Genomic DNA, 12,273 nt, shown 5'->3' with positions numbered 1-12,273 from the left:
GTTCGCCCCTCGACGGCAGGCCATTTCAACATCGGTCAGGCGGCGCAGATCCGGCGCAGCGACCGGCCGAACGCCTCGATGTCGGCAAGGCTGTTGTAGTGGTGCACCGACGTGCGCACGAACCGTTCGATCCCGGCCGCGGCCAGGTACAGCGGAGTGTGCGCGCCCACGCCGACCCAGGTGTTGAGCCCGTCGTCGGCGAGGGCGTCACGGATCCGTTCCGGCGGCAGCCGGTCGTGCGTGAAGGACGCGATGCCGCTGTGTCGGCTACCGGGCATCAGTGGCCGGGCACCGGGTGTCTGCCGAATGGTGGCGGTCAGTGCCGCGTACACCTCGGCCGTCGGCGCCAGCGATGCGGCGCGGGCGTACTCGGCGGCGGCGAGCAGGCCGAGTACCGCGGCGTTGCCACGTTCGGCGGTCTCGAACCGGGCCGCCGTGTCCACGTCGCACCGGTGCTCGTGCAGCGAAAGCGCCTGCGCGACGTGCAGGTCGTAGAACACGGGGTCGATCCGGTCCCACAGGTCGGGGCGCAGGTAGGCGAAGCCGGTGCCGCGCGGGCCGCGCAGGAACTTGCGGCCCGCCGCGGTGAGCGCGTGGCAGCCGATCGCATCGACGTCGACGCGGATCTGGCCCACCGTCTGGCACGCGTCCACCACGTACACCGCCGCGGAGCCGGCCAGCAGCGCGCCGATCTGCTCGACCGGCTGGATCAGCCCGACCGCCGACGGCATATGGACCACGGACACCAGCGCCACCCGATCGTCGAGGTGGGCGCGCATCCACTCCAGGTCCAGGTCGCCGGTGCCGCCCACCGGGATCACCTCGAGGGAACACTTGCGGCGGGCGGCAAGCCGCTGCAGGGCGATGAGGTTGCCCGCGTACTCGTAGGGGGTCGTCCAGATTCGACTTCCCTGGGGCAGGGTGAGATGGCACGCGATCCGGCACCACGCGTCGGTGGCACTGGCGAACAGGGCGATGTGCTCCGCTTGCGCACCGACAAGGTCCGCGAGCACGGCGTACACCCGGTGGGTGAGATCGTCGGCGCGGGCCTGTTCGGCTTCGTACGGCCCGGCCGTGGCCTCCGCCTCGAGGTAGCCGGTCATCGCGGCCGTGACGCCGGGGGCCGGCAGGCCCGCGCCGGCGGTGTTGAGGTGGATCATGCCAGCCGTCATCGTCGGGCCCTGGCCGGTACCGGCGACTCCGCAGGCGCCGCCGCCACTGGTCGTGCCGGCGCGGGCAGCGGTGCCGGCTGTGGTTGCGGTGGCGGCGTCCACGAGTGCCTGGCCAGCGCGGCGATCTCGGCGAAACTGCGCTGCCCCGGGTCGCCGGGATCGCCGCCGGTGCGACGCCACTCGCGGTATTTCCCGGCGTAACTGATCAGCGTTTCCTTGTCCCTGCGGCCCGGCGAGCGGGTCATGATGCCGGCCCACATCCCGTCCCACAACGCGTAAGCCGGATCGCCGAGCAGGATCCGGTGGGCCTTCTTCATGTTCCAGAAGGGCACGCCGGTGTTGAGGTGGTGAACCAGGTGGTAGTTGTCGTTGTGGCGCCCAAGCAGGAACCGTTCGATGGCCCAGCCGTGGCGGTTGCGGGTCATCAGGATCTGCCTGTTCTCGCTCTCCGGCAACGGGAAGTGTTCGGCCAGTTCGGACAGCCAGCCGATGGCGACCGCGGTGGTGAACAGCGGCACAATCCAGAACAGGACGAATTCGAGCAGGTAGCCGCCGGACACGATCGGGGTCAGCAGCACCGTCCATACTCCGAGCAGCAGCCAGCGCTCGGCCCGCAGGCTGATCGGCATCGAGACGGCAATCTGGTCCTCGCGGAACAGCAGCCGGTCCTCCACCACGTAGCGGACATACTCGAGGGTTCGCAGACCCAGAGCCGCAAGGAGAATGTTGCGCAGGAAGAAGGCCCGGTTGGAGCCGCCCGGATCGTAGATGCCGCACTCCACGTGGAAGCTGTAGTCGGGGTCCTTCTCCCGGTCCCCGAGGTAGCGGTGATGGAGGCCGATGTGTGAGCTGCGGTAGGGGTTGTGCATGTGGAACACCAGGTGCCCGGTGAAGACCGTGCTGAGCACCAGGTTCAAGGTCTGATTGCGTGCCAGCACCTTGTGCGACGCTTCGTGCAGGAGGTTGACCAGGGCACGCTGGGTGGACCCGATGAGCACCAGGGACACCGGGTAGAACCAGTACGACACGCCCACGCTGAGATACACGGCGAATGCCACGACCGCGTAGTCGAAGAGGACGCCGAGTATTCCGTGGTGGTTGTCCAACCGGCACAGCTTGCGCAGCTCGCGCCGGATCTCGGGAGACAGCTTGCTGAAGTCGAGGTCGGTGGGCGGGCTGAGGGTGTTCACCGAGGCCATTCGAGACTCCTCGCAGAGGGCACGCGCCGGAATGTGCACGTGGCAAAAGGCCGCCAGCAGTGGCGAACCCAGCGCCCGCTGGCGACCGGCCGCGGGACCAGCCGGCGGCTGGCGGAATGGATGGCGAGCTGGGACAGGGTGGCGCTCAGCGACGACGGTAGAGGACGGCAACGTCTTTGACAATGCTGTTGCCTGACGTTGACAAGGCCGCTATTCCACGACTACGGTCAAGCCACCAAGAGGCGCTGGGGGGATCACATTCGTGATGCCGCAACCCGTCTGCATTCTGCCGTGATTGCGTGTCTCGGCAGATGTGAGTCGATGCCGAGTGGCACCGCCTCCCACACCTCAGGGATGAGACATTGGATCAGCCGCAGTTCGGTCGACGCTTGAGGGCCCTCCGATTGGGACGCGGACTGTCGCAGGCTGCACTCGCGGGGGATTACATCTCCACCGGCTATCTGTCGCGGCTGGAGTCGGGCGCCCGGCAACCCACGCCACGTGTGGTGGCGTACCTGGCAGAGCGGCTCGGGGTCGAGGAGGCCGCGTTCCTCTCCCAGCCGATGTCGGCAACACTGGCAATCGTGCTCGCCTCGGTCACGTCGGGTGTGCAGACCGACAGCGCCGAACGCGTGGCCGAGGCGCTCCGCCTCGACGACGGACGCGCGCCGGAGCTGCGCTGGCAGGCCCTGTGGCTGCTGGCCGGGCTGCGCAGTGACGAGGGCGCGCACGAGGCGGCGTACGCGTTGCTTACCGAACTGCTCGCGCTGGCCGAGGAACTTGACGTGCCCGAACTGCTGGTGCGCACATGTACCCGGATGTCGCGCTGCCTGCGGGTCCTCGGCGACATCGTGAAGGCCCGCGAGTACGCCGAGCGGGCCGTCAAACTGTCCACCGCGCTCGCTCTGCCGGACCGGACGGCCGCCCTGCACGTGCTGATCCCCACCGAGGCCGAGGCGGGCCGGCTGAGCGAGGCACGCCGGCACGCCGACCTGCTGTGCGCCCTCACCGAAGGCACTCCGGGCACCGCGTACGTGGAGGCGCTGTGGGCATCGGCGACGGTCAGCATGCGCCAGGGTGACTACCGTGCCTCGCAGGAGATGCTGGAACAGGCACTGCGACTGCTGGACAGCCACGAAGATCTCAAGCTGTGGGTGCGACTGAGGCTCGCCGCTGCTTCGCTGTACCTGCAGAGCACCCCGGCACAGGTTGCGGAGGCACGTGCCCGCCTGGAGGAGGTCGCCCCCGTGCTGCGGATGATCGGGTCCGAGCTGCACCAGCAGGAGATGCTCTCCCTGCAGGCACACCTGGCGTTCGAGGAGGGGCGGTTCGCCGAGGCCCAGGATCTGGCCGGCAGGATCGACGACTCGGACGGGCGCCTGTCGTTCCGGGATCGGCTGCGGATCGAGGTGCTGCGCGGCCGCCTCTCCATCGTCGGAGGCGACACCGAGGCCGGCATCGCGCACCTGCAGCGGCTGGCGCACAACGCCACTGCGGCGCACAACCTGGAGTTGGCGGCGGAGGCCTGGCGCAGTCTGGCCGAGACACTGTCGGCGTCGGCCAGGCTACGGGGAATGAGCGCGCGACCACCGGCGAGCAGCGGAAAGGACGGTTGAGATCGTGGGAGAGACGCAGATCAGGCCGATGCGGGTCGAGGACGTGCCAGCCGCCGAGCGAGCCTCGGCGGTGACCTTCTTCGAAGGCGACCGGCTCAGCCGCCGGGTGAGCGAGCCGGAGGTTCAGCCCCGGTCCGCCGCGGTGGGCAAGCAGTGGATCGACCGGATGTCGTACCTCGTGGAGACCGATCCGGGCGGCTGTTGGGCGGCCATGGACGGTGACGACATGGTCGGCTTCGCCATCTCGCAGAATCGGGAACAGGTCTGGTATCTGGCCACGTACGGCGTGCTGCCCCAGCACCAGGGGCGCGGGCTGGGCCGACAGCTGATGGACGCCGTCCTGGCCCATGCCGATGGGCGTCCGGGGCTGTTCTCGTCGACAGTGCACCCCGGGGCCACCCGCCGCTACCGGTTGGCGGGTTTCCTGCTCTATCCGCAGATGCGCATGGTGGGCAGCGTGGACCGGTCCACGCTGCCGACGGTCTCCGGCCTGAGCGAGGGCGACGAGAACGACATCGAGTGGATGGATCGGCTGGACGTGAGCCGGCGCGGCGCCGGGCACGGCCCTGACCACGAATACATGATTCGCCGGATGCGTCTGGTGGTGTCCCGGCAGTCGGGTCGGCAGGGGTACGTGTTCATCGACGAGGATCTCGGGCAGGCGAAGCTGCTGGCGGCCCAGGACCCGCAGACGGCGTCCTCGCTGCTGTGGGAGGCGCTGGCCTCGTCGCGCGGGCCGACGCTGATCAACTGCATCACCACCGCCAACCACTGGGCGATCGACGTGGGGCTCGCCGCCCGGCTGGACATCGGCCAGGAGGGCTACCTGGCGCTGCGGGGCATGACGGAACCCACGCCGTACCTGGCCAGCGGCCACTTCCTCTAGCCAGCGGGGCCCGAGCCGTCCGGTGTGGGCGTCGCCACGGCGGCGCCGCCCACACCGGGCAGCCTCGTCAGAAGTAGGTCCGGACGAAGTCGACAACGGTTTCGCCCCGTACGACCGGGATCAGCTGCCACTTGTCGAAGGCCGTGCACGGGTAGGACAGTCCGAGCATGACCCAGTCCCCCACCGCGAGCCCGTGCCCGGCGGGCAGTGTGAGGAAGGCGTGCTGGTCGTTGACCGCGCGGATGGCGCAGTCGGCCAGCTCACGGATCTCGCCGTCGACGCCGCGGACCAGCTGCGGTTCCGGCGGCCAGGCATCGAACGACAGGTCCCGCTTGCCGGCGGTCAGCAGGGCCAACCCTGGCTCCGGCATCGAGGTGACCCGCGCCCACAGCTTCAGGGCCGGCCGTAGCGAGCCGTTGGCGGCCTCGCCCCGGGAGAACGGGGACATCCACCGGTAGAAACCGTCGTCGTGGGTGACATAGCATCCGCTGCGCAGCACGGTGGTCACCGACATGCCCGGCCACGGCCCGCCGAACACCTCGGCGACCTGGTCGAAGAAGCAGCTGCCCCCTGCGGTGAGCAGGATCTCGTCGGTCTCGAACAGTCCCTCGCGATGCAGGGCGATGGTCAGTTCGCGCATTCGGTGCAGGAATTCGTTGACCACCGAGATGCTGTGCGGCGACGGATCGTTGACCAGCACACCCTCGTAGCCCCCCACCCCGACGAGACGCAGGAGTGGGCTGGCCGCGGCCGCGCGGGCCACCGCCGTCGCTTCGGCCACCGACCGCGCCCCGGCCCGTCCGGCGGTGCGGCCGACCTCGACCAGGACATCCACCGGCGCTGCACCCACCTGACGCAGCGAGGCTTCCATCTGGGCCACCACCTCGACCGAGTCGACGAAGCAGACGAACTCGAACCCGGGGTCCGCGGACCGTTCCTCGTCGACCCAGCGCAGCCCGGCACTGTCGACCAGTTCGTTGGCGAAGATGACTCGGGACACCCCGAAGGCGCGGTACACCCGCAGCTGGGCGGTGTTGGCCGCAGTCAGCCCGTACGCCCCCGCCTCGATCTGGCGAGCCCAGAGCTGCGGCGCCATCGTCGTTTTCGCGTGCGGGGCGAGCTGCATTCCCCGGTCGGCGCACCACTTCGCCATCGTGGTGAGGTTGTGGGTCAGGGCGTCGTCGTCGAGCACGAGCATCGGCCCGAGGAATCCGTCCTCGAACAGGTTGAGCCCGCGTTCCGCGGCGTTGGCGATGGTGCAGCCGTCCAGCGCCACCGGCAGCCCCTTGTACCTCCAGGTGATCAGCTCCTGGCGGATCGCCTCCACGGCCTCGGTATCGATCATGTTTAGCCCTCCCACGAGACGATGCGCTTTGCCAAAGCCTGCCAGATTTGGCAACAGCCAGCAATCGGCGGACGCCGAGCCGAGGTTGCTGCTGACTGAAAAGTAGTTCTTATACTGCGGATTCAGGCGTTGCCAGGGCTGGCAAGACTTGGCAATATGGCTCTCAAGACCGGCGGCGTTGGCCAGGCGCCCAGACGTGGAGCGTGTGCACTTCCCCAGGCTCCACGCGGGCAGAGCCGTCGACTCCGACAAGGAAGGGCAGGACCAGGTGACTCACACCATCGAGAACCCCGTCAACACCCGGGTCCGGATCCGGCAGGTGGCGGGCAACATCGGCGCCGAGGTCCTCGGCGTGGACGCCGCCGAGGACCTCAGCGACGATGTGATCCGCGAACTGCGGCAAGCGCTACTGACGCACAAGGTGATCTTCATCCGGCGTCAGGATCTGGACTACGACCGTCTGGTGGCGTTCGGCAAGCGGTTCGGCACCCTGACTCTGGGGCACCCGATCTACGGCGGCCCCGAGGGCAAGCCGCTGCTGCGGGAGATGGACTCCCGCGGCGAGGGCACCCGCGCGAACTACTGGCACGCGGACTTCACCTACATGGACAACCCGCCGGCCTTCGCCTTCCTGCACAACGTGGTCTGCCCCGAGGTCGGCGGCGACACGATCTGGGCCAACACCGGTGCGGCATACCGGGACCTGCCGGAGGGACTGCGCACGCTGGCCGACGGACTGCGCGTCGTCCACTCCAACGATTCGGACTTCACCGACGCCACCTACGACGGCGACGTGCGGACCAAGTACCTCAAGAACCGCTTCGCGGCCGAACACCCGGCCGTCCGGGTGCACCCGGAAACCGGCGAGCGCTGCCTGCTGCTGGGCGGGTTCGCGCGGGCTGTCACCGGCTACACCCCGCAGGCCGGCCGCGACCTGCTCCGGATCCTGACGGAGTACGCCACCAAGCCCGAGTACACGGTGCGCTGGAAGTGGCAGAAGGGCGACCTGGTGATCTGGGACAACCAGGCGACCCTGCACTACGCGATCAAGGACTACACCGAGCACCGCCGCGGTGAGCGGGTCACCGTCGCCGGCACCACCACTGTCGGTGTCGACGGCGCTCCCGCTGTCACGTTGCAGGGCAACACCTCCGACTTCGTGGCGGGCGCGGGCATGTAGCCCACCGCCAACGTGCTCGGGGCCAGTTCCCCGGGTGCGCGCCGGTCCGCCGGCGTACACCCGGGGTTCGCCGTGTCACCGGCACCCGGCGAGCCGCCACGGGATTCATCAGGCGGCGGGGGTGGTGGAACACGACGACGGCTCCCGGCGGGACCGGGAGCCGTCGTGTCAGTCAGTCCAGGAGTGTCGGCAGCGGGGACAGGCAGCGCCGCTCAGGGCAGCGGGACCGCCGCCGAGGCGGCGCGCTCACCGGGCGGCACCTGGACCACCGCGTCCAGGAACGGGGCGGCGATCCGCTTCAGGTCCACCGGCTCGTCGCTGATGACGTACCCGGTCAACTGCCGCTCGTGGCGCCGGCCGGGCACATACCCGAGCATCAGTCCGGGCCCGCTCAGGTGCGTGCCGGTCAGGACCAGGTCAGCGAGGTCGCGGCCCTCGGGGTCGTGATTGTCCTGCGACGGCACCGGGTGGAATCCCATGGCGACCTTGAATGGGAACAGGCCCATCTTGGTCAGGTGGCCGTACAGGTTGGGTTCATCGCCCAGCGTCACCCACTTGAAGCCCTTGTCGCGGGCCACTCGCATCGCCCCGAAGTAGAGGGTGCGAGCCAGGCTGGCCCGCCGCCACTCCTCGGTCACGGCGGAGAAGCGGATGCGTACCGTCTCCTCGTCCGGGCATTCACGGACCAGGCACCCGCCGGCGATCTCCGCGCCGTCCATCGCGAAGACGCCGTAGTACTTGTCCGGACCGTCCAGCATCGCGTCCCGGTACCGGCACGCGATAGTGATTCCGTAGGTCATCTCCGCCACACGGGAGCGGTACAGGTCCAGAAACCGGTCGAGCAGCGGCGCCGGCAGGGTGTCATGGACAGTCAGCGTGAGCGCGGCCTCGGCCCGCTGGATGGAGCGCCTGATGTCCTGGCGTGGCTTCGTGGCCAGCCGGGCCAGGAATTCCTCCTCGTCCGGGCCGAGTTCGGCGCGCCACGACAGCAGTTCCGGCTTGTGGACGAAGCCGAGTCCGGCGAGGTCGGGCAGGAGATCGTCCGGGGGGTTTGGCAGGCGTACCACGTCGATGTGCTGGTCGCTGCCGCGCCACGGCCGCTGCGCCACCTCCTTTGGGACGATGTCAGCGACAGCCAGGCCGTGGTGGTCGGTGATCCGCACAGCGTCACCCCCTCGTCTCGGCCAGGACAGCCGTCGCAGAATCGTCGACCGGCTCCGCTGCCACGTCGATGCGGTACCGGCGCGCGATCTCCGCGCATCGCTCGGCCACCTGCGCCTCGGTCGCAGCCCGGATCAGCACGATGCCGGCGTAGACCGAGGAGTCCACCGGACCGGCGAGGTGGTCGCCGACCTTCGTGCTGATCTCGACGTACTCCACGCCAGCCGCGGAGCGCAGGTCGGCGGCGGCACTGATCGCGGTGACCGTGCCCACCGGCCGGGGCAGCATGTACTGGATCATGTAGTCGGATCGGGACGGGACGTCCAACTCGACCGGGTCGCCGATGGACGTGGCGATGAGGGCGTCGGTGGTGTCCACTCCGTACTGGTGCTCAAGCTGTAGAGGGATGCCACCGCCGGCGGTCCGGCAGGCGATCTCACCGACCAGGTAGCCGCGCGAGGACTTGAGCACCTCCAGGTGGGTGACGCCGTCGGGGAGCCCCAGTGCGGTGACCACCCGATCGTGCAGGTCGCAGATCAGGCGGGCATCGGCGTGGTCGTCCGGCAGCGTGTACGAGCCGATCACGCCGCCGAGGCTGTCGAGGACCGGGGCGAGGTAACGGGAGGCGGCGGCGAACACGGCCTTGCCGTCGACGACGACCCCGTCGCAGTGGAACTCGGTGTCGATGTCGACGAACTCCTCGGCCAGCATCGGGCTGTCCAGGTCGCTCAGACGGGCCAGGGTCTCCCCGGCCATGATCGACTTGGCGTGCTCGGTGTCGCGGACGACGAACACGTTCTCCGAGCCGCCGCCGAAGGCGGACTTGAGCACGTACGGCCAGCCCAGCTCGTCACCGACGGCGACGAGCTGACCGAGCGTGTTCACCCGACGGAACCTCGCCACCGGCAGCCCGGCCGCGGCGACCTTCTGCTTCATCACGAACTTGTTGGAGAACGCGTTCGCCACGTCGAAGCTCGGCCCGGGGATGCCGAAGTAGGAACGGATGAAGCCTCCGGCAGGGACGCTCCACTCCGACGGGGCGACCACGTAGTCGAAGGGATTACGCTCCCGGATCCGCAGGGCGGCAGCGCGTACCAGATCCAGGTTCTCGATGGTGTCGACAACCTCCAGGTCGGTGCCCGCGTCGTACCAGTCGAGGTAGCCGGGCATGGAGATGACCGACAGCAGGATGTCGTCCCGTTCCTGGAGTGCGCAGCCGACGGCCTTGCGACCCGAGTTGATCAGCAGCACGTTCTTCATGTCACAGCCTCTTCCTCACGGTCCGACAAGGGCCGTGGCGTCAGCGCAGGCCGGCGCTGTATGCGGAGGTGTCACCGGCGATGGTGACGCTGGCCTGCCCGTCGATGCCGACCGGGGTCTGGCCGATGGTCGTCAGCCGCTCGCCACGACGGCGCTCCCGGCCGTAGTCGTAGATCGCGTAGTGCATGGTCGCCTGGTTGTCCCAGATGACGAGGTCGCCGACGCGCCACTGCCAGCGAACGGTCTGCTCGGGCTGGGTCACGTACTCCTGCAGCAGCCGGATGAGGTCGCGGCCGGCGGCCGGGGTCATCCCCACGACGCTGCGGGCGAAGCCGCCGAGCAGCAGCGCACGCTCGCCGGTCTCCGGGTGCACCCGCACTGCCGGGTGCTCAGCGACATAGGCGGTGGACACGTAGTCGTCGCGGTGGTCCACGGTGTCGTCGGTGAAGTCGGAGTCGTTGCTGTGCAGGATGCGCAGCTCGTCGGCGAGTGCGCGCAGCGGAGCGGGCAGCGACTGGTACGCGGTGACGCAGTTCGCCCACATCGTGTCCCCGCCCACCGGCGGAATGATCTTGGCGTGCAGGAGGCAGAACGCGGGTGGGCGCTCGATGAAGGTCAGGTCGGTGTGCCAGTGGTTTGCCTTCGTGCCGTGGGCGGAGTCCATCTCGCGCAACGCGGGACGGCGCTCCGGTGCGGCGTAGATGGGGTGGCTGAGCGTGAGCTCGCCCAGCCGCTCGGCAAACGCCTGCTGGCTGTCGTAGTCGAGGTTCTGGTCGCGGAGGAACACCACCTTGTGCGCCAGCAGGGCGGCACGGACGGCGGCGACGGCGGCGTCGCTGAGCGGTCCGCTGGTGTCGACACCACCGATCTCGGCGCCGATGTTGCCCGCGAGCCGGGTCACGGTGACGGACGATGGGGCCACGAGGGTCTGCGCCACGGTACTGCCTCTCTCTCGGATGAGTGTGGGCGTGGATTGCGCCTGGCTCGCCTGGCACGCACAAGGCCTGGCCATTGTTGCCAATCCTGCGAAGCGGGAGCACCCCTCATCGCGCCATCATCGTGACCGCATTGCCAAGATTTGGCAAGACGTGGCAACATGACTGTCGACGGATAGCCGCGCCGGACGATTTCCCCAACGGAGTCCGCCGCACCGCCAAGGCCCTGCCCGACACAGCGAGAGCCGCACCCGGCCGCGACGGCGATGGGAAGATCATGAGAAAGTTCTGGTTGTACACCGGAGCGACGGCCATCTCCATGGCCGGAAACACGTTCCTGTACCTGGCCGTGCCCTGGGCGCTGCTCGAATCCACCGGCTCCAGCCTGCTCGCCGTCACGAGCATGGCCGCCCAGACCGCGCCCTTCCTGCTTGCCCCGCTCCTCGGCGCGTTCATCGACCGGCACGACCGGCGCACCCTGTTCATCGCCGGCGAGATCGTCCAATGTGCCGCCGTGGCGATGATCCCCTTGCTGCTCCTGTTCGAACAGGTCGCCCTGGTCTTCGTCATGCTCGCCGTCATGGGCCTGGCCAAGGTGGTCTCCGACGTGGCAGGCGACTACGGCCTGATCCCCGCCCTCGTCCCCCGCGAACGGCTCGACCAGGCAGCCAGTTGGTTCAACTCCGCGCAGCTCGTCGCCCGGTTCGCCGGCCCTGCCCTGGCCGGTCTGACCATCGCCGCCGCCGGTGTCACGTGGGCCCTCATCATCGACGCCGGCAGCTTCCTCGTCACCGCCGTCGCCGCCCTGTTCCTACCCAAGGTGCGCACCGTCATCGAACGCCACGGCCCCACCATGCGAGAGCAGATCCGCGAGGGGATCGCCTACTTCCGGGCCCGACCAGACCTGCGCCGGCTCACCGCAGCCGTAGCCCTCTACAACCTCGGCGCCGGCGCCGTCGAACCCACCATCCTCACGATCGGCACCAACCAGTGGAACTGGTCCCCTGGTGCGCTCGGTATCGCCGTCTCCTTCGGTGCCGTCGCCGCTGCCATCGGCTCCTGGGTCAGCCCTCTGGCACCGAACGGGCCGCACCGTCGCCACCTGCGCATCGGCGTGTGGCTCGGCGTCGCAGCCCTCGGCTCCGTCGGCCTGCTGCTCGTCGCGCCCATCCTCGTCGTCATCGCGTTCTGCCTGCTCTGCTTCGGCGAAGGCGGTGTCAACGCCACGACCATGGCCTACCGGCAAGCCGAGATTCCCGCCGAACTGTCCGGCCGGGTCAACGCCGTCATCCGTACCTTCATCACCGGCACCGTGCCGCTGTCGTCACTGCTGCTCGGCCTCACCGTCGGCCTCACCGGCTCCGTGTTCGTCTTTCTGCCCGCCGCCGTCACCGCCGTACTGGCCGTTGTCATCTGGACCAGATCGCCCACCCGTACCAGCCGGTCCACCGACCCCAGACCCGTCCGGACGGAGACCCCCGCCATGGCCCACGCCGTGCCTCAGGAAACGGTGGGGTGA

Annotated in this window: 10 protein-coding genes; 4 read left to right on the top strand and 6 right to left on the bottom strand. The window is 69.1% G+C overall.

The window, feature by feature from the left end; translation table 11 throughout:
* Positions 1–35: 35 nt before the first annotated feature.
* Entirely contained in the window at positions 36–1,172 is a 1,137-nt protein-coding gene (locus tag GA0070619_RS08900) for an aminotransferase class V-fold PLP-dependent enzyme (protein ID WP_157743955.1), read from the bottom strand.
* Entirely contained in the window at positions 1,169–2,371 is a 1,203-nt protein-coding gene (locus tag GA0070619_RS08895) for a fatty acid desaturase family protein (RefSeq protein WP_088947620.1), read from the bottom strand. Before GA0070619_RS08895 ends, GA0070619_RS08900 begins: the two co-directional genes overlap by 4 nt.
* Before the next feature lie 362 nt (positions 2,372–2,733).
* Here GA0070619_RS08895 and GA0070619_RS08890 point away from each other — a divergent pair, with 362 nt between their 5' ends.
* Entirely contained in the window at positions 2,734–3,987 is a 1,254-nt protein-coding gene (locus tag GA0070619_RS08890; protein WP_088947619.1) for a helix-turn-helix domain-containing protein, read from the top strand.
* Between the two features lie 4 nt (positions 3,988–3,991).
* Positions 3,992–4,873 carry a GNAT family N-acetyltransferase gene (locus GA0070619_RS08885; RefSeq protein WP_197699618.1) on the top strand — a complete coding sequence of 294 codons (882 nt, stop codon included), beginning with the start codon at positions 3,992–3,994 and terminating at the stop codon, positions 4,871–4,873.
* 67 nt (positions 4,874–4,940) lie between these two features.
* Here GA0070619_RS08885 and GA0070619_RS08880 read toward each other — a convergent pair whose 3' ends face one another.
* Positions 4,941–6,218, bottom strand: coding sequence for an amino acid deaminase (locus GA0070619_RS08880; RefSeq protein ID WP_088947617.1), 1,278 nt, complete (start codon positions 6,216–6,218; stop codon positions 4,941–4,943).
* Between the two features lie 268 nt (positions 6,219–6,486).
* Here GA0070619_RS08880 and GA0070619_RS08875 point away from each other — a divergent pair, with 268 nt between their 5' ends.
* Positions 6,487–7,398 carry a TauD/TfdA dioxygenase family protein gene (locus GA0070619_RS08875; RefSeq protein ID WP_088951652.1) on the top strand — a complete coding sequence of 304 codons (912 nt, stop codon included), beginning with the start codon at positions 6,487–6,489 and terminating at the stop codon, positions 7,396–7,398.
* A 212-nt stretch (positions 7,399–7,610) separates the two neighbouring features.
* Here the strand turns inward: GA0070619_RS08875 and GA0070619_RS08870 are convergent, their stop codons facing one another.
* From GA0070619_RS08870 to GA0070619_RS08860, 3 genes are read right to left on the bottom strand one after another with little or no spacing between them, the layout of a single operon-like run.
* Complete coding sequence (locus GA0070619_RS08870; RefSeq protein ID WP_088947616.1) at positions 7,611–8,561, bottom strand: GNAT family N-acetyltransferase; 951 nt, start codon at positions 8,559–8,561, stop codon at positions 7,611–7,613.
* Positions 8,562–8,565: 4 nt separating this feature from the next.
* Positions 8,566–9,819 (bottom strand): ATP-grasp domain-containing protein, encoded by a 1,254-nt coding sequence (locus tag GA0070619_RS08865; protein WP_088947615.1) that lies wholly within the window; start codon positions 9,817–9,819, stop codon positions 8,566–8,568.
* Positions 9,820–9,859: 40 nt separating this feature from the next.
* Positions 9,860–10,720 carry a TauD/TfdA dioxygenase family protein gene (locus GA0070619_RS08860; protein ID WP_197699617.1) on the bottom strand — a complete coding sequence of 287 codons (861 nt, stop codon included), beginning with the start codon at positions 10,718–10,720 and terminating at the stop codon, positions 9,860–9,862.
* Between the two features lie 311 nt (positions 10,721–11,031).
* Here GA0070619_RS08860 and GA0070619_RS08855 point away from each other — a divergent pair, with 311 nt between their 5' ends.
* Positions 11,032–12,273 carry an MFS transporter gene (locus tag GA0070619_RS08855; RefSeq protein ID WP_088947613.1) on the top strand — a complete coding sequence of 414 codons (1,242 nt, stop codon included), beginning with the start codon at positions 11,032–11,034 and terminating at the stop codon, positions 12,271–12,273.

The organism is Micromonospora zamorensis, assembly GCF_900090275.1.
In the GTDB taxonomy this organism is placed as follows: domain Bacteria; phylum Actinomycetota; class Actinomycetes; order Mycobacteriales; family Micromonosporaceae; genus Micromonospora; species Micromonospora zamorensis.
Note: the sequence above shows the minus strand (reverse complement) of the source record. Positions and strands in the feature narration are given on the sequence as shown.

Coding starts and splice junctions, on each gene's coding strand:
- GA0070619_RS08900 (WP_157743955.1), bottom strand. CDS start 1,172: ATGACGGCTGGCATGATCCACCTCAACACCGCCGGCGCGGGCCTGCCG.
- GA0070619_RS08895 (WP_088947620.1), bottom strand. CDS start 2,371: ATGGCCTCGGTGAACACCCTCAGCCCGCCCACCGACCTCGACTTCAGC.
- GA0070619_RS08880 (WP_088947617.1), bottom strand. CDS start 6,218: ATGATCGATACCGAGGCCGTGGAGGCGATCCGCCAGGAGCTGATCACC.
- GA0070619_RS08865 (WP_088947615.1), bottom strand. CDS start 9,819: ATGAAGAACGTGCTGCTGATCAACTCGGGTCGCAAGGCCGTCGGCTGC.
- GA0070619_RS08855 (WP_088947613.1), top strand. CDS start 11,032: ATGAGAAAGTTCTGGTTGTACACCGGAGCGACGGCCATCTCCATGGCC.